At 64.0% G+C, this 23,223-nt stretch carries 19 protein-coding genes, 1 tRNA gene and 1 other RNA gene; 11 read left to right on the top strand and 10 right to left on the bottom strand.

Going from position 1 to position 23,223, the window contains the following annotated elements; all coding sequences use genetic code 11:
• Positions 1-104: 104 nt before the first annotated feature.
• The 3 genes from ASF90_RS01720 to ASF90_RS01710 all read right to left on the bottom strand — a co-directional run bounded on the left by ASF90_RS01720 (position 105) and on the right by ASF90_RS01710 (position 4,462).
• A tRNA-Leu gene (locus ASF90_RS01720) sits at positions 105-191 on the bottom strand.
• A gap of 131 nt (positions 192-322) precedes the next feature.
• Entirely contained in the window at positions 323-2,512 is a 2,190-nt protein-coding gene (locus ASF90_RS01715; protein ID WP_055845040.1) for a glycoside hydrolase family 3 protein, read from the bottom strand.
• Between the two features lie 180 nt (positions 2,513-2,692).
• On the bottom strand, positions 2,693-4,462 hold the full coding sequence (locus tag ASF90_RS01710; RefSeq protein ID WP_055845037.1) for a M14 family metallopeptidase: 1,770 nt from the start codon (positions 4,460-4,462) through the stop codon (positions 2,693-2,695).
• Between the two features lie 284 nt (positions 4,463-4,746).
• Between ASF90_RS01710 and ASF90_RS01705 the strand changes: the two genes are divergently transcribed.
• Positions 4,747-6,312: an oligopeptide:H+ symporter gene (locus ASF90_RS01705; protein ID WP_055845036.1), complete on the top strand. Its 1,566-nt coding sequence runs from the start codon at positions 4,747-4,749 to the stop codon at positions 6,310-6,312.
• A gap of 7 nt (positions 6,313-6,319) precedes the next feature.
• Positions 6,320-6,928, top strand: a complete 609-nt coding sequence (locus ASF90_RS01700) for a rhomboid family intramembrane serine protease (protein WP_055845033.1) — start codon at positions 6,320-6,322, stop codon at positions 6,926-6,928.
• Positions 6,929-7,068: 140 nt separating this feature from the next.
• Here ASF90_RS01700 and ASF90_RS01695 read toward each other — a convergent pair whose 3' ends face one another.
• Positions 7,069-7,269: a hypothetical protein gene (locus ASF90_RS01695; RefSeq protein WP_055845030.1), complete on the bottom strand. Its 201-nt coding sequence runs from the start codon at positions 7,267-7,269 to the stop codon at positions 7,069-7,071.
• Between the two features lie 212 nt (positions 7,270-7,481).
• On the opposite strand from ASF90_RS01695, the gene ASF90_RS01690 reads away from it, so the two are divergent.
• The 3 genes from ASF90_RS01690 to ASF90_RS01680 all read left to right on the top strand — a co-directional run bounded on the left by ASF90_RS01690 (position 7,482) and on the right by ASF90_RS01680 (position 9,219).
• Entirely contained in the window at positions 7,482-7,766 is a 285-nt protein-coding gene (locus ASF90_RS01690; RefSeq protein WP_055845026.1) for a GNAT family N-acetyltransferase, read from the top strand.
• 40 nt (positions 7,767-7,806) lie between these two features.
• Positions 7,807-8,652, top strand: a complete 846-nt coding sequence (locus ASF90_RS01685) for a DUF3298 and DUF4163 domain-containing protein (protein ID WP_055845022.1) — start codon at positions 7,807-7,809, stop codon at positions 8,650-8,652.
• Between the two features lie 66 nt (positions 8,653-8,718).
• The gene (locus ASF90_RS01680) at positions 8,719-9,219 is read left to right on the top strand and encodes a MarR family transcriptional regulator (protein ID WP_055845019.1); all 501 of its coding nucleotides are present in this window, start codon (positions 8,719-8,721) and stop codon (positions 9,217-9,219) included.
• Between the two features lie 90 nt (positions 9,220-9,309).
• Here the strand turns inward: ASF90_RS01680 and ASF90_RS01675 are convergent, their stop codons facing one another.
• The gene (locus ASF90_RS01675; protein WP_193552564.1) at positions 9,310-11,508 is read right to left on the bottom strand and encodes a M3 family metallopeptidase; all 2,199 of its coding nucleotides are present in this window, start codon (positions 11,506-11,508) and stop codon (positions 9,310-9,312) included.
• A 369-nt stretch (positions 11,509-11,877) separates the two neighbouring features.
• Here ASF90_RS01675 and ASF90_RS01670 point away from each other — a divergent pair, with 369 nt between their 5' ends.
• A complete protein-coding gene (locus tag ASF90_RS01670; RefSeq protein WP_055845013.1) occupies positions 11,878-12,363 on the top strand; it encodes a glutathione peroxidase in 486 nt (161 codons plus the stop codon).
• A 446-nt stretch (positions 12,364-12,809) separates the two neighbouring features.
• On the opposite strand, the gene ASF90_RS01665 is transcribed toward ASF90_RS01670, so the two are convergent.
• Positions 12,810-13,589 carry a ferredoxin--NADP reductase gene (locus ASF90_RS01665; RefSeq protein WP_005988314.1) on the bottom strand — a complete coding sequence of 260 codons (780 nt, stop codon included), beginning with the start codon at positions 13,587-13,589 and terminating at the stop codon, positions 12,810-12,812.
• A gap of 217 nt (positions 13,590-13,806) precedes the next feature.
• Entirely contained in the window at positions 13,807-15,687 is a 1,881-nt protein-coding gene (locus tag ASF90_RS01660; protein ID WP_055845011.1) for an ABC transporter ATP-binding protein, read from the bottom strand.
• A 476-nt stretch (positions 15,688-16,163) separates the two neighbouring features.
• Here ASF90_RS01660 and ASF90_RS01655 point away from each other — a divergent pair, with 476 nt between their 5' ends.
• From ASF90_RS01655 to ASF90_RS01640, 4 genes are all read left to right on the top strand, one after another.
• Positions 16,164-17,681 (top strand): fumarate hydratase, encoded by a 1,518-nt coding sequence (locus ASF90_RS01655; protein ID WP_055845008.1) that lies wholly within the window; start codon positions 16,164-16,166, stop codon positions 17,679-17,681.
• A 69-nt stretch (positions 17,682-17,750) separates the two neighbouring features.
• Positions 17,751-17,827, top strand: a non-coding RNA gene (locus ASF90_RS21150) — sX9 sRNA.
• A 777-nt stretch (positions 17,828-18,604) separates the two neighbouring features.
• Positions 18,605-19,240 (top strand): glutathione S-transferase family protein, encoded by a 636-nt coding sequence (locus tag ASF90_RS01645; protein WP_055845002.1) that lies wholly within the window; start codon positions 18,605-18,607, stop codon positions 19,238-19,240.
• Positions 19,241-19,429: 189 nt separating this feature from the next.
• Positions 19,430-20,068, top strand: a complete 639-nt coding sequence (locus ASF90_RS01640; RefSeq protein WP_193552589.1) for a carbonic anhydrase — start codon at positions 19,430-19,432, stop codon at positions 20,066-20,068.
• A 201-nt stretch (positions 20,069-20,269) separates the two neighbouring features.
• On the opposite strand, the gene ASF90_RS01635 is transcribed toward ASF90_RS01640, so the two are convergent.
• Together ASF90_RS01635 and ASF90_RS01630 are read right to left on the bottom strand one after the other, a co-directional pair.
• Complete coding sequence (locus ASF90_RS01635) at positions 20,270-21,400, bottom strand: phospholipase A (protein ID WP_055844999.1); 1,131 nt, start codon at positions 21,398-21,400, stop codon at positions 20,270-20,272.
• A gap of 211 nt (positions 21,401-21,611) precedes the next feature.
• Positions 21,612-22,097, bottom strand: coding sequence for a DUF456 domain-containing protein (locus ASF90_RS01630; RefSeq protein ID WP_055844998.1), 486 nt, complete (start codon positions 22,095-22,097; stop codon positions 21,612-21,614).
• A 228-nt stretch (positions 22,098-22,325) separates the two neighbouring features.
• On the opposite strand from ASF90_RS01630, the gene ASF90_RS01625 reads away from it, so the two are divergent.
• Positions 22,326-22,541, top strand: a complete 216-nt coding sequence (locus tag ASF90_RS01625; RefSeq protein WP_055844995.1) for a cold-shock protein — start codon at positions 22,326-22,328, stop codon at positions 22,539-22,541.
• Between the two features lie 90 nt (positions 22,542-22,631).
• On the opposite strand, the gene ASF90_RS01620 is transcribed toward ASF90_RS01625, so the two are convergent.
• Positions 22,632-23,114, bottom strand: a complete 483-nt coding sequence (locus ASF90_RS01620) for a glycine zipper 2TM domain-containing protein (protein ID WP_055844992.1) — start codon at positions 23,112-23,114, stop codon at positions 22,632-22,634.
• Between the last annotated feature and the right edge of the window lie 109 nt (positions 23,115-23,223).

The raw sequence follows: 23,223 nt of genomic DNA, 5'->3' as shown, positions 1-23,223 counted from the left end.
GCCTGCAACAGACAACGGCTCAGCGGCCAGTAGTGCGCTAAAGCAAACACCCAAACGCAAAAAACCCCGCCGAAGCGAGGTTTTTTACGATCTACCGTGAGTCGTGGTGCCCAGGAGAGGACTCGAACCTCCACGAAGTTGCCCCCGCTAGCACCTGAAGCTAGTGCGTCTACCAATTCCGCCACCTGGGCGACTCAGGGGGCGAATTGTGCAAGCTGGGCGTGCGGCTGTCAACGCACTTTCCTACATTTTTTGTGTGTGCCATGCAGCGCTCGGCAGCTGGACGCGGCGGACGCATGGATCGCGCGCGCCGCGCCGCTGGTTACGGCAGTTGCGTCGCCTGCAAGCGGACCTCCGCACTCTGCACCGGCTCGCTCGCCGAGCGCGCCAGTTGCACGCGGTAGGTGCCGCCAGCGATCTTCCAATGACGTGCCTTGGCATCGAAATCGGCCAGCGTCTTCGGTTCGGCAATCACCTGCACGCTGCGCTTTTCGCCGGGCTTGAGGGTGAGCTTCTGCCAGCCGATCAGGCGCAGCGGTGTGGCATGGCCATCGGGCAAGGTGACGTAGAGCTGCGGCACCGCAGCGCCTTCGCGCTGGCCGGTGTTCTCCACCTCGAAGCGTGCGGTGAGGGTGCTGCCTTGCGCGTCCACCTGCAGGCCGCCCATGCGGAATTGCGTGTACGACAGACCGTGGCCGAACGGATAACGTGGGGTGAGCTTGCGCGCGGCAAACCACTTGTAGCCGACGTTGGCACCTTCGATGGCGTAGTCGATGCTGTCTTCGCCCGGCTTGGCCGGCTTGAAGCCCAGCCCCGGAATCGACGGGCGCGGCAGCTGCGATTCGTCCACCGGCCAGGTCACCGGCAGATGGCCGGACGGATTCACCGCGCCGGTCAAAAGGTTGGCGATCGCTTGGCCGCCGCCGATGCCCGGATACCAGGCCTGCAGCACCGCCGGCACGCGCTCGGCCCAGGGCATGCGCACGGGGCCGTTGGTTTCCAGCACCACGGTGGTCTTGGGGTTGGCCTTGGCCACTGCGTCGATCAACGCATCCTGGTTGTCGGGCAACTGCATGTCCGGCAGGTCCACCGATTCGGCGGCCCATTGGGTGGCGAACACGATGGCGACATCGGCCGCTTTGGCCGCACGTGCGGCCGCATTGCGGTCCTTGCCGTCGACGTAGTCGATCTGCACATTTGGCAATGCGGCGCGCAGGGCCTGCAACGGCGAGGACGGATGGATGATCACCGGGCCCGGCCAGGTGGTCGGGGTGAGCCCGGGCACCGCGTTGCCGCCATTGATGGTGTAGTCCACCCGCGAGGAGCCGCCGCCGGACATCACGCCCTTGTCGGCGTAGCCGCCAATCACCGCGATGCGGCGCACGTCCTTGGAGAGTGGCAACAGAGCTTGCTCATTACGCAGCAGCACGCTGCCTTCTTCGGCCACATGCTGCGCGGCCAGTTGCCCGGCCTTGCCATCGATGGGTTGGCGCTGGGTCGGGTGATCGAACGCGCCATGCGCAAACAGGCTGCGCAGCACGCGCTTGACCATGTCGTCGAAGCGCGCGCGCGGCACCACGCCGGCGCCCACCGCCATGCGCAACGGCGCATCGAAGAACACTGCAGCATCGAACACTTCGCCGGCCGATTGCTGATCCAGTCCAGCCAGCGCGGCCTTGGAGCCGCTGTGCACGCCGCCCCAATCGGACATCACATAGCCGGGGTATTTCCATTCCTGTTTGAGCACCTGGTTGAGCAGGTAATCGTGCTCGCAGCCGTAGATGCCGTTGATCTTGTTGTACGAACACATCACCGACGCCGGGTCGCCGATCTTCAGCGCAATCTCGAAGGCCAGCAGGTCCGACTCGTGCATCGCCTGCTCGCCAATGTCGGCGCTATGGAAGTTGCGCCGGGTTTCCATGTCGTTGAGCGCGAAGTGCTTCATCGTCGACAGCACGTGTTCGCTCTGCACGCCGCGGATCGATTCGCCGACCATGGTGCCGGCCAGCAGCGGGTCTTCGCCGGCGTATTCGAAGTTGCGGCCGTTGCGCGGATCGCGCTGCAGGTTGACGCTGCCGGCCAGCAGCACGTTGAAGCCCTGCTGCCAGGATTCGCGGCCCATGGTCTTGCCGCCGGCAAAGGCCAGCTGCGGGTTCCAGCTGGATGCCGTGGACGGGCCGGACGGCATCGCGGTGGCGAAGTCGCCCTTGCGGATGCCACCTGGATTGGTCACGCCCACGCCGGCATCTGCCAGCTGCTGCGCGGGGATACCCAAGCGTGGAATGCCGGGCACATAGCCTGCCGACCCCAGCGCGCCTTCCGGCTTGGGAATCTTGTCGGTGCCCAGGCCGAAATAGCTGCGCAGCATCTGGAATTTTTCGTCGTCGGTCATCTGCGCCAGCAGCCGGTCCGCACGTTGGTCGGCGGTCAACGCGGTGTCCATCCATGGCTGCGGTGCCGCTGCGGATTGTGCGAGTGCCAACGGCGCAGACAGCGCGATGCCCAGGCCCATGACCACCGCCAAGACGAGCGGGCGAGGGCGAAGAGTAGTCGTTGTAAACGGTTTCATAGCGGGGTGTGGCACGGGGTGTCCTTGTCGTACTGGGTCATTACGAAATTGGGGGCAGCGAGATGCCCGGATGGGAGCCGCGCACAGGCGCGGTTCGGTCGCTCGCCTGGAGAGGCGGCGCGGTTAGAAGTCGGTCTGCGCGGTACGCAGCACCGGATAGAGCTGGTAGCGCTCGTCCCAGGAAGAATGACGCTTGGCGAAGAACTCCAGGCGCGCTTGCGGGCTGTTGGCAAACTCCGGGTCGCTGGCGATGCGCTGGTCGAACTGGGCCTTCAACGCGGCGTCGTTGGCCAGCATGTCGCGCGCCACGTCTTCGGCCACGTAGGCCTCCATGTATTCCTTGCGCTCGAAGGCCGTGTTGAAAAAGCCCCACTGCAGCAGCGAGTCCGGTGCCTGCGGCTCCAGCATCGCCATCAACAGGCGCGCCTTGGGTTGCGCAATCGGCACGAACAACGCGCCGGCCGGGACATTGCGGGTTTCATCGCGCCATTGCCCACCGACCTCCAAGGTCTGGTGACCTTCGTTCGAGCGCGCGGCAAAGTTGGCGGTGTCGGCACGGAAGGTTTGCACCGGATGTTCTGCCGCACTGGCGACGGTGCGGAAATCGATGCCATGTAGGCGTAATTTCTCGGCGACAAAGGCCGCTTGCGCTGCCGGCACCAGATAGCCGCCACGCGGTGCGTCGACCACCAAATCGGGTTTGATCTGATCGCGCAGCGGTACCTTCCAGATCTGCGGTTTGCTCTCGTCGTAGCGCGTCATCAGCGCGCCGGAAATCGGCGACGGCGTGCGCGTATACGCATAGCCGCGAAACGCCACGGTGCGCGCGGCAGGGCCGGCGGCAAAGCGCAGCGGCTCGGGCATGCCGGCCAGCTGGCTGGCGCGCTGATCGGCCGCCAGCGCATCGGCGCGCCAGGCGTTGCCATGTTTTGCGGCCTGCTGCAGCACCGACACGATGGCATTGCGGGTGACCCGCACGCGCGTGGGGTAGTCCTTCCACGAGTGGGTTTCCACCAACATGCCGAAGCGGTTGCGCAGCAGGAAATAGCCATGCGAAAACCGCGGCGGCGACACGTCGTCGGCGAAGCCGGAGCTGGGGTCGTCTTCGTGCACGAAAGAGGGGTAATACGGCAGCGGCAGCGAACCTTGCTTGGCCAGATCGCCCAGCACTGCATCGCGCCAACGCGTGCCGTCGCGCTGCAGCGTGGTGTCGCCGGCATGCACCGGCTCCACCTGCACCGAGACGTCGTGCTCGAACTTGGCGCCGTCGGTGACATGCAGGTCCACGTACATCAGCGGGTCCCACTGCTGTACCAGCCGCAGCATGGCCTGCATCTCCGGCGCGTCGGCCTTGACGTAGTCGCGGTTGAGATTGAGGTTCTGCGCGGTGACACGCCAGCCCATCTGCTCGGGGCCGCGCTGGTTGGGGCGATTCCAGGCGCCGAAGCGCTCGTGTCCATCCACGTTGAACACCGGCACGAATACCCATACCAACGTGTCGAGCACGCCCTTGCCGGCCTTGCCATCGAGCAGCTGGCGCAAGGCCAGAAAGCCCGCGTCCTTGCCATCGATTTCGCCAGCGTGGATGCCGCCCTGGATCAAGACCACCGGCAGCTTGCGCTGTGCGGCGCTGGCCGCATCCAGCGCGCCGCTGGTGGAGGCGATCAAGGCCTTCATCGGCCTGCCTTCCGGCGTGGTGCCGAACTCGACGCAGCGCACCGCCTGCGGGTAACGCTGCGCAAACGCATCGCACAGCGCGATGACTTCGTCATAGCGGCCGGTATGCACAAAGCCGCTGCGCTCGGCCTGGGTGGTCAGCGGTTCGGCGGCCAGCGCGACAGGGGCGCAGGTCAACAACAACAGGCTCAGGGCCAGGCGGGTGAAGCGGGGCATCCAGCGGTCCAGTGTTCCAGGAAAACGTTTGCAATGTAGCCGAGCCGAGCTGGCAGGCCAATCTGCACTGCGGCATGGTCGCCGACTTCAAGCGGGCGCGAGCGATTCGAAAACGCCGGTTTTTGCGGGTTATCGACGCGGTCTGCGCACGCATGCACTCGGCGTCGACTGCGCGCGGTGCGATGTCCTGAGCGCGCAACGCCAGCAGCCGACCTGCGCGCGCATGGCGGCCGGCAGCTCGGCGCCGGTACGATAGGGCCTGTTTTCAGCTCGTCGGACCGCCTTTGACCACCTCGACCTTGCCGGGCCCCACGGCCGGCGCGCGCCTGCCGCGCCAGATTCCTTTCATCATCGGCAACGAAGCCTGCGAGCGTTTCAGCTTCTACGGGATGCGCAACATCCTGGTGCAGTTTCTGATCACCTCGCTGCTGCTGCAGGAGGTTGGCGGGCCGGGCCGCGAGGCCGAAGCCAAGCACATCCTGCACAGCTTCATGATCGGGGTGTTTTTCTTCCCGCTGCTGGGCGGCTGGCTGGCTGATCGCTTGTTCGGCAAATACAACACGATTCTGTGGTTCAGCCTCATCTATTGCGCCGGCCACGCGTGTCTGGCGATGTTCGAGGGCAGCCGTCAAGGCTTCTTCGTCGGGCTGGGCTTGATTGCGCTGGGTGCGGGCGGCATCAAACCGCTGGTGGCCTCGTTCATGGGCGACCAGTTCGACCAGTCCAACAAACACATGGCCAAGGTGGTGTTCGACGCTTTCTACTGGATCATCAACTTCGGCTCGTTGTTCGCCTCGTTGCTGATCCCGGTCGCACTGAAGAATCTGGGCCCGTCGTGGGCGTTCGGCATTCCCGGCATCTTGATGTTCGTGGCCACGCTGGTGTTCTGGCTGGGTCGCAAGCGCTACGTGCTGGTGCCGTTGCCGCCGAAAGACCCGCACGGGTTCGGCGCGGTGCTGCGCACGGCATTGCTGGCACGCGCGCCAGGGCAGGGGCGGCCTGGTCTGGCGCTGGCAGTCATCGCGGTGGTCGCTGCACTGGCCTGCATGATGCTGATCGAGCCGCTGGGCATCGTTATCTGCCTGTGCATGGCGCTGGTGTTGCTGCTGGCCGGGATCGGCGGCGGCACCTGGTGGCAGCTGGAGCGCGCGCGCGGTACGCATCCGGATGCCGCGGTCGAAGGCGTGCGCGCCTTGCTGCGGGTGCTGGTGATCTTCGCGCTGGTGACGCCGTTCTTTTCGTTGTTCGATCAGAAGGCCTCGACCTGGGTGTTGCAGGGACGCGAGATGACCATGCCGGCGTGGTTCACCGCCTCGCAGATGCAGGCGCTCAATCCGCTGCTGGTGATGTTGCTGATCCCCTTCAACAACCTGGTGCTGTATCCGCTGTTACGCCGTGGTGGCTGGGAGCCGACGCCGTTGCGTCGCATGACCAGCGGTATCGCCTTCAGTGGCGTGGCGTGGATTGCGGTCGGCGCGATCCAGGTCGTCATGGACGGCGGCGAGCCGATGCACATCGCCTGGCAGATGCTGCCCTATGCCTTGCTTACCTTCGGCGAGGTGCTGGTGTCGGCCACCGGCATCGAGTTCGCTTATAGCCAGGCGCCGCCGTCGATGAAGGGCGTGGTGATGAGCTTCTGGTATCTGACCACCACGGTCGGCAATCTGTGGGTGCTGCTATCGAACGTGGCGGTGCGCAATGCGACGGTGACCTCGCATATCGCCGATACTGGGCTCAGCGAAGCGGCATTTTTGATGTTCTTCTTCGCGGCCTTCGCATTCCTGGCAGCACTGGCCTTTGGCTTGTACGCGCGCCGTTATCGCATGGTCGACAATTACCGTTCTGCCTGAGGTCCGCATGATTACCCTGATCCTGATCGCCATCACCGGCATCGTCTCGTGGCTGGCGTTCAATAACCGCAAGCTGGCCGACCGGCTCATCCTGTGGCCGCCGGCGCTGGACAAGAACCGGCAGTACGACCGCCTGGTGACCTACGGCTTCATCCACGCCGACCTGGGACACCTGGTCTTCAACATGATCACGCTGTTCTTTTTCGGACGAGTGATCGAAAAGGTGATGACGCAGCTGACCGGCAGCGTGCTGACCTATCCGTTGTTCTATCTGGCCGCGCTGGTGGTGTCGATCCTGCCCAGCTATCTGAAGAACCAGAAGAACCCCAATTATCTGAGCCTGGGTGCCTCCGGTGCGGTGTCGGCGGTGCTGTTCGCCTTCATCCTGCTGCAGCCGTGGACCATCATCCTGGTGCTGTTCATTCCGGCACCGGCGATCATCTATGCGGTGTTCTACGTCGGCTACAGCCTGTGGATGGACCGCCGCGGCGGCGATCGCATCAACCACAGCGCACACCTGGCCGGCGCGGCATTCGGGGTGATGTTCATGCTGATCATGGAGCCGCGGGTGTGGCAGATCTTTCTGGAGCAGCTGTCCAATCCGCGCTTCGGCTGAGGGCGCTGGCGGGTCCGGTCGCTCGGGTACCGGGCTGGCCGGGGTTGCGGTAATGCGTCAGTGCAGCGGTTGCGTGCGGCAACCGGGCCAGGACCGACGCCATGGCGTCACAGGTCCTGGCAAGTGGAGCGACGCAGGCATCAGGCTGCGCTGCGTTCCCGGTCAGTACTGAGTGCCGAGCCCGACACCGCGCCGTAGGCCTGCTGCAGACGCTCGTAGACGGTATCGTTGAGTTGCGCGAAGTCGGGGTTGTGGGTGTCGCCGTTGATGGCGAACTGGAACAAGCCTTCCAGCAGCGAGCTGTCGCTGTCTGTGCCGTTTCCTGCCGAATCGTTTTGCATGCGTGACTCCTCGTTGGTAAGGCGAGGGCGCTGGCCAGGCCGGAGACCGGTTGCAGGCAGCGCCTTCGAGTCAGCTATCGGCGCTGGTTGAGCGAACTTAAGGATGTCGTTGCCGAGTCGGGCTAACGGTCACAGCGTGGATTCATTTTCACGCAGGCGCGGCGTCGCGCTGGTCACACTTGCCGCACATTCACTGCCGGGCGCACACCACGATGGAGGCAGCGACAGTGCACGCCGAACACGACCCGACACAGCAGCGATTCGTTATTGACACCGAGGGACATCGCGCCGAGCTGGTGTATCAGCTCGAGGGTGCGCGCATGACCATCACGCATACGCTGGTGCCGGATGCGATTGCAGGGCGCGGTATTGCCGCCGTGTTGGTCGAGTCTGCTTTGCAGCATGCGCGCGAGGCCGGCCTGAAGGTCGTGCCAGCGTGCAGCTACGCCGCCGCCTACGTGCGCCGGCATCAACAGTTTCAGGATCTGCTGGCCTGACGGACAGCAGTGGGTGGTTTGATCAGGGGAGCAGGTGGGAATGGTGCGGTTGCTTGGATTCAAGAGTGTGCGGGGTCTGCTGATGCTGGCCCTGTTGGCGGGCTGTACGCAGCGCGAACCGGCAGTAGTCGAGCCGACCGAGCCGGCAGCCGATGCGGCAGCAGCGACAACGCCGCCTCCGGAACCGCTGATGGTGCAGAGTGGCCCGTTGGAAGATGTGATCGAACACGCGCCGGCTTATATGGTCGGGATCAGCTATCCGCCTGGGCTGGATGCGTATCCGGAACTGGCCGCGTTGATTCGCACGTATGCGCAGGATGCCCGCAGCGAACTGATGGAAGCGGTAACCGGTCTGGGCAACGACAAACCGGCAGCGCCCTATGAGTTGTCGCTGGCATTCGAAAAACTATTGCAGACCGCCGACCTGATCGTCGTCTCCGCCGATGGCAGCCGCTATACCGGCGGCGCGCATGGCGATCCGCTGGTGGCGCGCTTCGTCTGGCTGATCAAGGAGCGCAAGCAACTGACCGCGCAAGCGATGATTCCCGACCCGGCCGGCTGGGAAAAGATCGGTCGCGATGTCGCTGCGCAATTGCATGCCGCTGCCACCCAGCGCGTGGAAGCCGATCGTGTGCCGGTCGAAGAACAGGCCGAACAAGTCGCATCGGCCGACCGCATGATTGCCGAAGGAACCGCAGCGCAGGTGGACAACTTCGCGCAGTTCGTGCCGGTGTTGAATGCGGCCGGACAGATCACCGCAGTGCGCTTCGTGTTTCCGCCTTATCAGGTCGGGCCGTATTCGGATGGCACGCAAACGGCCGAGGTCGCTGCATCCACGTTGATGCCGTGGGTCGCGCCGGAATATGTACATCTTTTCGCTCGCTGAGATGTCGCCCCGCAAGTGATGTGATTGAATGCTCAGGCCATTCAGTAATGTAACCAAACGGGTGATATGAGCAGTTTCGATCCAACCGCAAATCGCGTAGACCACACCTGCGCGCGCTATCCAGCCTTTCCGCGGGAGCCGGCTGTCCTGGTGAGGTTGATCAAGCATCTCTACAAGCGGCTGCACACCATCAGTTGTGTGCGACTCAGGCCGTACGGGATCAGTCCGCCGGAATACGAGATCCTGATGATGTTGTACGGCACGCCCGAGCAGGCCATTACGCCGACCGAGGCGGCAGAGGCGGCCAGCGAGAAGCCGGCCAACATCACCCGACTCACCGATCAGTTGTGCGAGAAGGGTTTGATCGCACGGGGCAGCAGTCCCGACGACCGGCGCAAGATCGTGCTGTCCCTGCAACCGGCCGGGCTGGCGTTAATCGAAAGCCTGTTGCCGGAAGCATGCACGCTGTTGCACGAGCAGGCGGGCGATATCAGCGAGGCCGAACAGGCGCGTCTGGAAAAACTGCTCAAGAAATTGCTCAATGGCGTGGACGCCGTAGAGTCCTGAGCGACGCGCGATGGCTGCCATGCACGCCACCGCAAAAACGACAACGCCGCCCGGATCGCTCCGGGCGGCGTTGTCGTTACGCAGCTCCAATCACGGCTTGGACTGCGGCGCTTCCGGGGTGGCGCCATCGCCGCCCTGCGCGCTCAGACCGCGCTTCTCAAGCAAGGGCTCGATCTGCGGCGCATGCCCGGCGAAGTTCTGGAACAGCTCCATCGCATCCACGCTACCACCGCGCGACAGCAGCGTCTTGCGGAACCGATCGCCATTGGCGCGGCTCAATCCACCATTCTGTTTGAACCATTGCTGGGTGTTGGCATCCAGCACTTCGGACCAGATGTAGGCGTAATAGCCCGCCGCATAGCCGCCCATGATGTGGCTGAAATATGGAGTCTTGTAGCGCGGCGGTACCGGCGCGTAGGCAATGCCGTCCTGCTGCAAGGCCTTGGCCTCGAACGCCATGACGCCGGCCGCATCGGGCACCTGGTTGGCGCTGATCTGATGCCAGTTCTGATCCAGCATCGCCGCACCCAGATATTCGGTGGTCGCAAAGCCCTGGTTGAACTTGGACGCGGCAATCACCTTGTCCAGCAAGGCCTGCGGCATCGGGGTGCCGTTTTGATAATGCTTGGCGTAGTTCTTCAGGATGGACGGCTCGTCGGCCCACATCTCGTTGACCTGCGAGGGGAACTCCACAAAGTCGCGCGGCACGCTGGTGCCGGAGAAATACGGGTATTTCACATCGGAGAACATGCCGTGCAGCGCATGCCCGAACTCATGGAACATGGTGGTCACTTCGTCCCAGGTCAGCAGCGTGGGCTGGCCGGCAGGCGGCTTGGGGATGTTGAGGTGATTGGCCACCACCGGCTTGAAACCGGTCAGGTCCGACTGCGACACGTATGAGTTCATCCATGCGCCACCGCGCTTGGATTCGCGTGCATACATGTCGGCGATGAAGATCGCCAGCTGCTTGCCGTCGGCATCGAACACGTCATAGACGGTGATGTCGTCGCGGTAGGTCGGCAGGTCGGTGCGCTGCTTGAAGGTCAGGCCGTATTCCTGGTTGGCTGCATAAAACACGCCGTTTTCCAGCACGTTCTTGAGCTCGAAGTACGGCTTGAGCTGCGACTCGTCGAAGTTGTACTTGGCCTGGCGCACCTTCTCGCTGTAGTAGGCCCAATCCCAGGCTTCGAGTTTGAAGGTTGGTTTGCGTGCGGCTTTTTGTTCCTTGTCGATCATCGCCTGCAGATCGGCAGCCTCGCGCTTGGCGTTGGCCACCGCGGCCGGTGCCAGCTTGCCCAGCATGGCGTTGACCGCTTCCGGGGTCTTGGCGGTCTGGTTTTCCAGCGAGTACGCGGCGTAGGTCGGGAAGCCGAGCAGCTTGGCCTTGTCGGCGCGCAGCTTCATGATGCGCGACACCAGCGCGGTGTTGTCGTACTGACCACCATGGCTGCCGCGCGAGACCGACGCGTCATAGATTTTCTTGCGCAGGTCGCGATTCTTCAGCTGGGTCAGCGGCGGCTGGCCGGTGGTGTTGAGCAGCGCAATCACGTACTTGCCATCGAGCTTGCGCGCCTTGGCTGCTTCGGCAGCAGAAGCGATCTGCTCCTCGGACAGGCCATCGAGCTGCTTGACGTCATCCACTACGACTGCCGCCGCATTGACCTCGGCCAGCACGTTCTGGCTGAAGGTGGTGCCCAGGTTGGCCAGTTCGGCATTCATCGCCTTGAGCGTGGTCTTGTCGGCATCGGAGAGCTTGGCGCCATCGCGGACGAAGTCGCTGTAGTACTTCTCGACCAAGCGCAGGCCTTGCGCATCCAGGCCCAGCTTGGCGCGTTGGTCGTACAAGGTCTGGATGCGCGCGAACAGCTTGCCGTTGAGCGAAATCGCATCGCGATGCGCAGCGAACTTGGCCGAGTAGTCGGCCTGCAGTTTCTTGCGTGCATCGTTGGTGTCGGCACCCACCAGGTTGAAGAACACCGTGGTGGCGCGATCGAGCGTGGCGCCGCTCTTTTCGAGTGCGACGATGGTGTTGTCGAAGCTCGGCTTGGCTTTCTGGGTGGCGATCTTGTCCACTTCCTTCAACTGCTCGGCCATGCCGGCGTCGAAGGCAGGTGCGAAGTCGCTGTCTTTGATCTTGTCGAACTGCGGGTAATGCAGTGGCAGCGTGCTGTCGGCAAAGAAGGGGTTGGCTTGGGTGGCAGCCTGCGTGGTGGCGGGTGCGGCGATGCTGTAGGACGGCATGGCAAGTCCCAGGGAAGCGGCCAGGGCAAAGGCGAGACGGGTGGTCAAGAGGGTGGCTCCAAAGTGCGAGCCGCCGAGGCTAACCCAGCCCGCCGGGACAGGCGTGTGACAAAAGGCATGTCTGGCTGGCGGACGCGACCATGCGCCAGGTCACGCCAGGCCCCAAGGCCGCCAAGACGCCGGGACTTCGCCAGGACAGCCGCCAGCGGCTCGGCGACACATCGGGACATGCTACAAGTCCTGCTCCAGCGAATGCGCTGCCGGAGGTCCTGCATACAGACCTGCGAACAGCCAACGATACGCGGCTGGATCGTGGTGCGCGGATGTCACATGGGCGAGAGGTAGCGCTGTGCGGAGAGGGTGTGGCTGGCCGAGAGGGCTGGGTTAGGCTAGCGCTTTCCCTATCGAGAGTTGTCGATGACCGCGCTATCCACCTTTGAGTTCACCGACCTGGACGGTCGCACGCAATCGATGCGTGACTACGCCGGCAGTGTGGTGCTGGTGGTGAATGTGGCTTCGAAATGCGGCTTTACCCCGCAGTACGCAGGGTTGCAGGCCTTATGGCAGCGCTATCGTGAGCGTGGCCTGGTAGTGATCGGTTTCCCGTGCGATCAGTTCGGTCACCAGGAGCCCGGCGATGCTGCACAGATCCGGCAGTTCTGCTCGCTCGACTATGCGGTGGATTTTCCGCTGGCGTCCAAAGTCGAGGTCAACGGCAGCAGCGCGCATCCGCTGTGGCAATGGCTCAAGCACGAACAGCGCGGCGTGCTTGGATCGGAGGCGATCAAATGGAACTTCACCAAGTTCCTGATCGGCCGCGATGGCACCGTGTTGGAGCGCTACGCACCGACCACCAAGCCGGAGGCCCTGGCCGCCGATATCGAGCGTGCGCTGGGCGCGTGACATCGCAGGTGCATGCCCAACCTTAGATGCGCCTGGATCGTAGGAGCGCACCCGGGCGCGACGAGGCGTTACCGAAAATGCAAGGCGTTACCGGGGATGAGGCTGTACCGGTAAGGCTTCGTCGCGCCCAGGTGCGCTCCTACGACAGTGCAGTAGCGGCATGCCTGCGCGTTGCTTCACTTCTCGACGAAGGCGCGCTCGAACACCTTACGCACCACCACCAAGCCGGAGGCCTTGGCCGCCGATATCGAGCGTGCGCTGGGCGCGTGACATCGCAGCCGCACGCCCAATCTTAGATGCGCCTGGATCGTAGGAGCGCACCCGGGCGCGACGAGGCGTTACCGAAAATGCGAGGCGTTACCGGGGATGAGGCTGTACCGGGAACGCTTCGTCGCGCCCAGGTGCGCTCCTACGACGGTGTAGTAGCGGCACGCCTGTGCATTGCTTCACTTCTCGACGAAGGCGCGCTCGAACACGTAATGCCCCGGGGTGCCGATGCGTGGCGAGGTCTGGAAACCGCGTGCGTCCAGCAACGTGCGCAGGTCGGCCAGCATCTGCGGGCTGCCGCAGATCATGAAGCGGTCGTTGGCCGGGTCCAGGGTCGGCAGGCCCAGCGTCTGCTGCATGCGGCCATCGGCCATCAGTTCGGTCAGGCGGCCCTGATTGGCAAACGCTTCACGGGTGACTGCCGGGTAATACAGCAGTTTTTCGCGCAGCAGATCGCCGAGGAATTCGTGCTGCGGCAGCTCGCGCTCGAAGTAGTCGCGATAGGCCAGATCCTGCACGAAGCGCACGCCCTGGGTGAGGATCACCTTGTCGAAGCGCTCGTAGGTTTCCGGGTCCTTGATGATCGACAGCCACGGCGCCAAGCCGGTGCCGGTGCCCAGCAGATACAGATTACGACCCGGATGCAGGTCGCTGATCAGCAGCGTGCCGGTGGGTTTCTTGCCGACCAGCACCTTGTCGCCCGGTTGGATGTGCTGCAGCCGCGAGGTCAGCGGGCCGTCCGGCACCTTGATGCTGAAGAACTCCAGATGCTCTTCCCAGTTGGCGCTGGCGATCGAATACGCGCGCAGCAACGGCCGGGTTTCGGTTTCCAGCCCGATCATCACGAACTGGCCGTTTTCGAAGCGGAAACCGGCATCGCGGGTCGTGGTGAAGCTGAAGTAGGCATCGGTCCAATGACGGACCTCAAGCACCGTTTCGGCGCCGAAAGCGGAAGACATACCGGTTTAGTGTCGTGGGAGGAATACTCGGCAATTCTACCTCAAGCTGGCCAAATGAGATGAACTCTCATTTGGCGGGAATGGAGAATCGGGAATCCGGAATGGGGTGCAGGGCCGCAAGATCTGGGGCTTCTGCAGGATGGGGAGGCTCAGTACCTGTCAGCCGCCGCGACGCCGCTTCTAACGATTCCCCATTCCCGATTCCCCATTCCCGGCCTCACCGATATCCCGCCGCCTGCAGCTCGAACAGCTCCGCATAGCGCCCGCCCTGCGCCATCAGTTCCGCATGGGTGCCGTTGGCTTCGATGCGCCCGTCGGCCAGCACCAGAATGCGGTCGGCCATGCGCACGCTTGAGAAGCGGTGCGAGATCAGCACCGCAGTGCGGTTGTCGGAGAGCTCCTTGAAGCGCTGGAACACCTCGAACTCGCTGCGCGCATCCAGCGCGGCGGTGGGTTCGTCCAAAATCATTAGCTGCGCATCGCGCATGTAAGCGCGTGCGATGGCGATCTTCTGCCATTGCCCGCCGGACAGATCCACGCTGTTCTTGAAGCGGCGGCCGATCAATTGATCGTAGCCATCGGGCAGGCTGTCGATGAGCTCGCCAGCCATCGCGCGCTGCGCTGCGGCCTGGATACGCGGCGCATCGTCCATCGCATCGACCTGGCCCACGCCGATGTTCTCGCCTACGCTCAGGTGGTAGCGCACAAAGTCCTGAAAGATCACGCCCAAGTTGGCGCGCAGATCGTCCAGGTCGTAGTCGCGCAGGTCCTGCCCATCGAGCAGGATGCGGCCTTCGTCGGGGTCGTACAGCCGCGCCAGCAGCTTGACCAGGGTGGTCTTGCCGGCGCCGTTTTCGCCAACCAGGGCCAGCACTTCGCCGGCGCGCAGTTCGAAATCCAGATGCCGCACCGTCCACGTCTCGGCGTCCGGATAACGGAAGCCCACATCCTGGAACACGAAACCCTGGCGGATCGGGCGCGGCACCGGCAAGGCGTTGGGGCGCGAGCGGATTTCCGGCACGATGTTGAAGAACGAATACAGATCGTCCAGATACAAGGCCTGGCCGGCGACCTGCGAAAACCCAATCAACAGGCCTTCCAGCAACTGACGCAGACGCAGGAAGCTGCCGGCCAGAAAGGTCAGGTCGCCGATGCTGAAATCGCCGCGCACCGTGCGCCAGGCGATATAGCCATAGGCCATGTAGTAGCCCAGCGTACCCAGCGCCGCCAGCAACGCACCCCACGACGCACGCTTGCGCGCCAGTGCGCGGTTGGCCTGGAAGAACTTGTCGGCCAGGCGGCGATAACGCGCGATCAAGAAGCGGTGCAGGTTGAGGATTTTGACTTCTTTTGCAGTCTCCACGCTGGCGCCGACCTGGCGCAGGTAATCGAGCTGGCGGCGCTCCGGCGTCCACTGGAAGTTGAGCGAATAGCCCAGCGCATTGAAGTGCGCTTCGCCGATGAAGGCCGGGATTAGCGCCACCGCCAGCAGCACGATCAACCACGGCGCATACACCACCAGCCCCACCGCCAGGCTGATCACGGTGATCGCATCCTGCACCTGGCCGAACAACTGGCTCATCAGGTTCATGCGGTTCATGGTCTGACGCCGTGCGCGATCCAGCTTGTCCTGGCGGTCGGGGTCTTCGAAATCTTCCAGATCCAGTTGTGCGGCATGTTCCATCAACCGCACGCTGGCAGCGTTGTTGAACAACTCCGACAACAGCGCATCGGCATAACCGACCATGCGCCCGAGCAGGTCCGAGCCGATCGCCAGCGCCAGTTCCAGCGCCAGCAATTCCAGCAAGCGGTTCAAGCGCCCGCTGCTGAGCGCCTGCGTAAAGGACTCGAATGCCGGCGGCTGGTCGACCAGGTGAATCGCCTCGTCGATGATCAATTTGCCGATGTAGAGCGTGGCCACCGGCATCAACGCGCGCAGCACACGCAGGCCGATGCTGCTGGCGCTCAACCAGCGGCTGGTCTGCCAGATCTGGCGCAGGAACGGGGGCAGATTACGCAGCGCATCCAGGCGCTCGCGCAGGGTAGGGCCGGTACGAGGGGCGGCAGGCGCAGTAGCGCTGGAACGGGAAGCTGACATCCCACTAGTGTGCCGCGCGCGGCGTCGGTGCGGAGTGTTGGGCCGCTCGCCGGGGAGGACGTGCACGCATCGCAGCGGCCCGGGATATCTGCCGCTCGACGCAATGCCTCGGCCAGCCGCGACAGCAGCGCCACCGCCTGTGCGGGTCGAGTGGGGCCGCGGCGGCCTGCAGGCGCGCGTCTACCATGACGGCAATACCGGAAGGCTTATCCAGGGCGGCACGGTCGTTGGAGGTCCATTCGGTCTTCTGCACGTGCCCGTGTTCCGGGTGCGGCGTGCTGCGATGTCGCAGCGCTCCCTGCGCCCTCGCAGGTCGGCTGCCATCGTCGCCGGCGAGCGCGGCGCACTCATCTTGCCGCGCCTGGGTGGCGCGCGGCGCAGGCCCCAGTCAATCGCTTCAATAGATGCCACATCCGGCCGCGGCCGCGGTTTGCTCTAAAATGTGCGGATTGCCCCCGCCAGCCGTAGAGCCAGCCGTGACCTCGATCAAGCAGGAAGACCTCATCCAGTCCGTCGCCGATGCGCTGCAGTACATCAGCTACTACCACCCGGTCGACTACATCAAGAACCTGTCCGCCGCCTACGAGCGCGAAGAATCGCCGGCCGCCAAAGACGCCATCGCGCAGATCCTGATCAACTCGCGCATGTGCGCCGAAGGCCACCGCCCGATCTGCCAGGACACCGGCATCGTCACCGTGTTCCTGGAAATCGGCATGAACGTGCGTTGGGACGACGCGACCATGGGCGTGGAAGACATGGTCAACGAAGGCGTGCGCCGCGCCTACAACCATCCGGACAACAAGTTGCGCGCCAGCGTGCTGGCCGATCCGGCCGGCAAGCGCGCCAACACCAAAGACAACACGCCGGCAGTGGTCAACACCAAGATCGTGCCGGGCGACCATCTGGACGTGATCGTCGCGGCCAAGGGCGGCGGCTCGGAGGCCAAGAGCAAGTTCGCCATGCTCAACCCGTCCGATTCCATCGTCGATTGGGTGCTCAAGACCGTGCCGACCATGGGCGCCGGCTGGTGCCCGCCGGGCATGCTCGGCATCGGCATCGGCGGCACTGCCGAAAAGGCAATGCTGCTGGCCAAAGAAGCGCTGATGGAGCCAATCGACATCGTCGACCTGCAGGCGCGTGGCGCCTCCAATCGTGCCGAAGAACTGCGTCTGGAGCTGTACGAAAAGGTCAACGCGCTCGGGATCGGCGCGCAGGGCCTGGGCGGCCTGACCACGGTGCTCGACATCAAGGTCAAGGACTATCCCACCCACGCCGCCAACTTGCCGGTGGCGCTGATTCCCAACTGCGCCGCCACTCGCCACGCGCATTTCACCCTGGACGGCAGCGGCCCGGTGATGCTGGACCCGCCGTCGCTGGAAGACTGGCCCAAGCTCACCTACAACCCGACCAACGCGCGCCGGGTGAATCTGGACACCATCACCCGCGAAGAAGTCGCCAGCTTCAAGCCGGGCGAAGTGGTCCTGCTCAACGGCAAGCTGCTGACAGGCCGCGACGCCGCGCACAAGCGCATGATCGACATGCTCAATCGCGGCGAAACGCTGCCGGTCGACTTCACCAATCGCTTCATCTATTACGTCGGTCCGGTCGACCCGGTGCGCGATGAAGTGGTCGGTCCGGCCGGCCCGACCACCGCCACCCGCATGGACAAGTTCACCCGCCAGATGCTGGAACAAACCGGCCTGCTCGGCATGGTCGGCAAGTCCGAGCGCGGCGATGCGGCCATCGATGCGATCCGCGACAACAAGGCCGTGTACCTGATGGCGGTCGGCGGCTCGGCGTATCTGGTGTCCAAGGCGATCAAGGCCGCGCGCGTGCTGGCGTTCGAAGACCTCGGCATGGAAGCGATCTACGAGTTCGAGGTCAAGGACATGCCGGTCACCGTGGCGGTGGATTCCACCGGCGAATCGGTGCACAAGACCGGCCCGCGGCTGTGGCAGTCGCGTATCGGCAAGATTCCGGTGGTGGTGGAGTAACCGCGTTAGAGCAACTGACAAAACTACTGTGCAGCCGCCAGGCGGGCGCGGCCGGTGCTCGGAATCGGCATGTACCACTCGTACACTCCGGTTCTGAGCGCGCCGTCCACACCCACCTGACGACTGCTCGCTACGTTTTGTTAGCCACTCTTGGCGCCGACTGTGCAGCCCGTCAGCCAGGCGGGCTGCGCCAGTTGGCGCAAGACGTACGCGGACACGCGGGTGTGTTTTCTCCGCACTGTCTGCATCCGGCTGACGACCGTGCACGCCAGTGCGGTCGTCAGGCTTGATGTGGAATGGCGAGGCGATGACACGTCTTGCTGTTTGCTGCAGATAACCGGGCAGATGGAGGCGGTTGTCGGCAGAGGGTCTGGTGCTGTCGGGAGGCGGAGCATCTGCGACCTCTCGACAGAGGAAGACCGGTGTTGCCCCACGCGAACCGGCTATGCTCGCTGCACTGGCCGGTACCCCAAGGAGAACAGGAATGCTCCGACTCGTCTGTATCGCGTTGTTGTTGTGCCTGAGCCTGAGTTCGGCGGCGCAGCAGCAAAAGGCACCCACGGTGTTGTTTCCCTCGCGCAACTACGCGCCGCCACCTGCCGCCCCAGGGCCGTTCGCAGAGCGCAAGCCGCTCAGGACAAACGACACCGCGACTCGGTTCAACGGACCCTCGGCTGCGGATCGCTGCATCGCACAGTGCAACAGCAGCGCCCGACAATGCCGCGCCGACCGACCCAGCGAGTCCAGTTGCAGCAGCAGGGCAGCACCGCGTGGAAAGCGCTGCGACGACGTACAGAATCCGGCGCAACGGGCCAACTGCATGGCGCAAGTCTTCGACTGCACCCAGCAGAGCGATGACAATCGCTGCGAACCGCGCAAGCTCGCCTGCCTGCGCGCCTGTACCAACTGACCCGAGAGCCCGCATGGCCGCTACGCTTTATCACACCCCTAGTACCGCCGCCCTGGTCGTCCATTGGCTGCTGATCGAACTGGACGTTGCCCACGTGCTGCATCCGCTGGATTTCGAGCGCGGCGAGCAAAAGGCGCCGGAGTATCTGGCGCTCAACCCGGCCGGCGTGGTGCCGACGCTGGTGCTGGACGGTCAGGTGTTGACCGAAGCGGCCGCGATCGCCATGCACCTGGCCGATCTCTACCCGCAAGCCGGGTTGGCGCCGCCGGTCGGCACGCCCGAGCGTGCGGCGTACTACAAGTGGATGTTTTTCTGCGCCAATACCTTGCAGCCGGCCTATCGCGCCTGGTTCTACCCGCACGAGCCGGCCGGCGCTGCCCATGCCGATGCGGCGCAGGCCCAGGCACGCAACAGACTGGAAGCGGCCTGGACCCAGGTCGATGCGCATCTGCAGGAACACGGGCCCTATCTGCTCGGCCAGACGGTATCGGCCGCCGATTTCATGCTGACCATGTTGATGCGCTGGTCGCGCAATATGCCGCGTGCGACCGATACCTGGCCGGCACTGAAAGCGCATGCGCAGCGGATGAAGGCCCGGCCGGCGTTCCAGGAAACCTACCGGCGCGAAGGCCTGACCGACTGGACCTGACTGCGGCGCGCACGCTAAAGCGAAGTGGTGCGTCGATAGCGCCGCTAGAGTCCGTTAGGTTATGCCCGCTGGGGTGTACGATCGCGCGACACACCAGAGAACAGGGGCTCTACCATGTTGCAGTCCGTATCCCGTCGCAAGCTGTTGCAATGCGCATGTTGCGCGCCGGTGGCCGCGGCCGCCGCGTCGTTGCCATTTTCGTTGCGCGCCGCGCCCAGCAAGAAAACCGATTTGAATGCCGAGCAGGCGCTGCAGACCCTGCGTGACGGCAACGCTGCATTTGTCGAGAACCGTCCTAAGAAGGTGATCTCCGACGGCAAGCGCCGCTTGGAACTGGCGCTGGGCCAGACCCCGTTCGTGATCCTGGTGTCGTGCTCGGATTCGCGCGTGCCGCCAGAACTGCTGTTCGGTCGCGGCCTGGGCGAGATGTTCATCGTTCGCAACGCCGGCAACACCGTCGATACCACGGCATTGGGTTCGATCGAATATGCGGTGAGCCAGCTCGGCGTGCCGTTGGTGGTGGTGATGGGCCACGAAAGCTGCGGCGCGGTTGCCGCCGCGGTGTCGGTGGTGGAGCAGGGCGCGTTCTTCCCCGGCGCGATCGGCGCCATGATCGAACCGATCGTCCCGGCCGTGCTGACTGCCAAGAAGAATGGCGGCGACGACCTGCTCGCAGCGTCGGTCAAGGCCAACGTCAAGCGCACGGTCGACCGCCTGCGCGGTGCTTCCGAACCCGCCTTGCTCGAACCGCTGAGCGCAGGCGCATGCCGTGTCGTGGGGGCTTACTACACCCTCAAGGACGGCAAGGTGGATTTCTTCGACGTCTGAGTCGGCGCATGAAAAGCGGCAGTAGCGATGCTCCACACGCCTGCCGACCGCCATCGTCATCGCCACAAAAAAAGCCGGCAGCAATGCCGGCTTTTTTGTGGCGATCTTCTGTGGACGCGGCGCCGATGCAGCACCGGCGCGGCAATGTTCGCAGGAGGCGACGGGTGCGTGTCTACACCCGTGCCGCCCGACATCGACGCGTCAGAACCACTCCAGCAACGACACGCCCAGGCCGATATAGGTAGCCTTGTGGTTGTAGTCGATCAAGCTTTCGCCGTAGCCGTCGAACACCTGCACATGGCCGCGCAGCAGGTTGGTGATGGGGAAGCCGTAATCCAGCTGCACCGAGCCATGCGAGCGGTCGCCGCCACGCAGCGAATGCCGCGCGATCAACGCAAATTCATGCCCATCCTTGTTGTAGACCAGGGTGGCATCGCCGCGACCCATGTAATCCTCGATGTCGGGATTATTGTCGTCGGCACGGTCTTCCTTGATGCGGAACCACGGGCGCAACGTCAGCGCCCAGTTTTCGCGATCCAGACCGATGTTGAGGATCACCCGGTTCCAGGAGCGCGACAGCGGATCTTCGCGGCCGTTGGACATGTGGTTGAGGCTGATGCCGCTCATGCGGCCCTTCCAGCCGAACAGGCTGTAGTTGTTGCGAAACACCAGCATCGCTTCCGGCTCGTAATTGGTCTCGCGGAACGGGCGCGATGCATCGGAGTTGTAGGCCTGCCACCGCGAGCTCTGGGTGTAGCCCATCCAGATGTCGCCGTTGTCGCCGAACAGGTCTTCGACCACCTTGGTCTTGAAGCTCAGCTGGAACTTCAGCTCGGCGCTGTCCAGCTGCTGCGGCGTGCTGACCGAGTTGGCCGGATTCGGCGATTGCGGGGTGCGGTTGGTGTCGCTGGTCCAGAACGCCGGCAGCAGATAGACCGGCTTGTAGCCACGCAGTTGAAACGTGCCCAGCTTGGAGTCCTTGGCCAGTTCCCAGCGGCGATCCAGCAGCGAGCCGCGGCCGGCATTGGCGACTGCTTCTTCTTTCGGCTGCTCCTGGACGTCGGCGCGAAAGAAATCGCCCATACGGCTGCTCTTGGGGCTGTCTTCCGCCTTGGCAGCCTGCTTGGCCAATTGCGCTGCGGCATCTGCCTCCTGCACCGCCTGCGGGGTGTAGCCCAGCGCCTGGTCGTAACACGCCAGACGCGCCGCATCCGAGGTCACGGACGTGCAGGCTTGCGGCGATGCGGGTTGCGGAGCGATTTCCTGCCCATGCGCCAACGGCGCGGCGGCCAGGGCGATCAGCATCAGGGGACGGGTGCGGTGCTTGGGCATGGGCAGTCTGGCCGAGTGTAGGCGCCAGGCAGGCGCGTCAGGCGCGTAGCTTAACGGTCGCGTCTGCATACGCGATGTGTACACGGCGGCATAACATCTGCGGCGTGTCGACTAAACAGGTGTCGCGACGCTCGCCAGGTCGCTGCTGCTGCGCGTTCTGCACGCTTGGAGCGACGGTGGCCGCGACGGCTTGGGAGCTTTAACTACTGCGTTAGAAGAACCAGGCGATCGCAAACACGCCCAACATGCACAGGCCCAGCGCCAGCTTGGTGGCCGTGCCGAGCATGATCCCAATCCAGGTGCCGAAGCCCACCTTGGTGGCCTGGCCGGTCTTGCGGGTCTGGTAGTACTCGCCCAGCCACGCGCCGGCAAACGGGCCGACGAACAAGCCGATCGGCATAAAGAAAATACCGGCGATGGCGCCGATCACCGAGCCCCACATCGCCATCTTGCTGGCCCCCACGCGCTGCGCGCCGTACAGGGTGGCCAGGAAGTCGATGACAAAAGACAGCGCGGTGATCAACCCGAGGATCACCAGCGCGACCCAACCGACATGGGTGAACCCGTCGGCCCAGGCGGCCACCAGCAGCCCGGCAAAGACCAGCGGCAAGCCAGGCAGCGCGGGCAGGATGACGCCGGCAAGGCCCACCAGCACCAGCACGCCAGCCAGCACGTAATAAACGACAGTCGTGTCCATGATGGTTTGGAAATGTCCTATTTCAGGCTTTATAAAAATACGCAAGGGATGCTTGAAAATTGGTTTTGTGCGGGTTAAGTTGCAGCCGCTGCTGTTTGCAAAGGTCACCGTGAATCGTGGCCTGATGCGGTAGATCGCCCGATCCGCTACATCCTTGCACCTCGCTTCCTCCTTGCAATCACAGCCGCCACCGCCAGTCCATCACAGTGTCGTAGGGAGTCAGTCGAGATGTCCAATATCGAACGCGAGAATGGTGTCGTGAAGTGGTTCAACGATGCCAAGGGCTTTGGATTCATCAGTCGCGAAAACGGCGAAGACGTCTTCGTCCATTTCCGCGCCATCCAGATCCAGGGCTTCAAGAGTCTCAAGGAAGGGCAGAAGGTCAGTTTTACCGTCGTGCAAGGTCAAAAAGGCCTGCAGGCCGATGCGGTGCAACTGGTCTGAGCCACGGCACCGGGGTAATACATCACGCGCCCAGCAAAAAGGCCCGTTACCGGGCCTTTTTGTTGTCTGCACGTTGGCGGCAGCCGCTGCTTAGCGCAGCACCACCTTGCCGTTGACCACCCGCACGTAGGCGTTTTCGCGCACGCCGGCCAGGTCGCGCTGGTTCACCACGACCACGCGGCCATCGTCCATGCGCACCTGCACGTCGAAGCTGTCGCTGGTGACGTTGTTCTGGATGGCGTTACCCGCCAGCGCGCCGGCAGCGGCACCGGCCACGGCCGATACATTCTTGTTGCCCTTGCTGCCGCCGGTTTCCTTGGAGATCTGGCGGCCGGCCACTGCGCCGACGATGCCGCCGAGCACTGCGCCAGTGCCGGTGGGGGCGGAGCGGGTGGGGCCGACTTCATCGATACGGGTCACGATGCCGCAATCCACGCAACGCGGCGCCGGCTGGGAATAGCCCTGGTCGTAGCCGCGGTCGCCGCGATAGCTGCCGTACTGGGGCTGGGACGTGGCGCAGCCGACCAGGGTCGCGGTTGCAGCCAGGCCAATAACAAGCAGTCGGGTCTTCATGAGATGTCTCCGGATGGTTCTGAAGGCGGTCAGGGCCGCGGCGACGTCATCCTGTGTTGGTCCAGGTGAACGGTCTGCCAACTGGATCACTCCAGGCTTAACGAAACCC

It is taken from the genome of Xanthomonas sp. Leaf148 (assembly GCF_001423585.1).
Classification (GTDB): domain Bacteria; phylum Pseudomonadota; class Gammaproteobacteria; order Xanthomonadales; family Xanthomonadaceae; genus Xanthomonas.
Note: the sequence above shows the minus strand (reverse complement) of the source record. Positions and strands in the feature narration are given on the sequence as shown.

Coding starts and splice junctions, on each gene's coding strand:
- ASF90_RS01645 (WP_055845002.1), top strand. CDS start 18,605: ATGGCCGCTACGCTTTATCACACCCCTAGTACCGCCGCCCTGGTCGTC.
- ASF90_RS01695 (WP_055845030.1), bottom strand. CDS start 7,269: ATGCAAAACGATTCGGCAGGAAACGGCACAGACAGCGACAGCTCGCTG.
- ASF90_RS01685 (WP_055845022.1), top strand. CDS start 7,807: ATGGTGCGGTTGCTTGGATTCAAGAGTGTGCGGGGTCTGCTGATGCTG.
- ASF90_RS01660 (WP_055845011.1), bottom strand. CDS start 15,687: ATGTCAGCTTCCCGTTCCAGCGCTACTGCGCCTGCCGCCCCTCGTACC.
- ASF90_RS01670 (WP_055845013.1), top strand. CDS start 11,878: ATGACCGCGCTATCCACCTTTGAGTTCACCGACCTGGACGGTCGCACG.
- ASF90_RS01715 (WP_055845040.1), bottom strand. CDS start 2,512: ATGGGCCTGGGCATCGCGCTGTCTGCGCCGTTGGCACTCGCACAATCC.
- ASF90_RS01680 (WP_055845019.1), top strand. CDS start 8,719: ATGAGCAGTTTCGATCCAACCGCAAATCGCGTAGACCACACCTGCGCG.
- ASF90_RS01630 (WP_055844998.1), bottom strand. CDS start 22,097: ATGGACACGACTGTCGTTTATTACGTGCTGGCTGGCGTGCTGGTGCTG.
- ASF90_RS01710 (WP_055845037.1), bottom strand. CDS start 4,462: ATGCCCCGCTTCACCCGCCTGGCCCTGAGCCTGTTGTTGTTGACCTGC.
- ASF90_RS01700 (WP_055845033.1), top strand. CDS start 6,320: ATGATTACCCTGATCCTGATCGCCATCACCGGCATCGTCTCGTGGCTG.
- ASF90_RS01625 (WP_055844995.1), top strand. CDS start 22,326: ATGTCCAATATCGAACGCGAGAATGGTGTCGTGAAGTGGTTCAACGAT.
- ASF90_RS01635 (WP_055844999.1), bottom strand. CDS start 21,400: ATGCCCAAGCACCGCACCCGTCCCCTGATGCTGATCGCCCTGGCCGCC.
- ASF90_RS01665 (WP_005988314.1), bottom strand. CDS start 13,589: ATGTCTTCCGCTTTCGGCGCCGAAACGGTGCTTGAGGTCCGTCATTGG.
- ASF90_RS01690 (WP_055845026.1), top strand. CDS start 7,482: ATGGAGGCAGCGACAGTGCACGCCGAACACGACCCGACACAGCAGCGA.
- ASF90_RS01620 (WP_055844992.1), bottom strand. CDS start 23,114: ATGAAGACCCGACTGCTTGTTATTGGCCTGGCTGCAACCGCGACCCTG.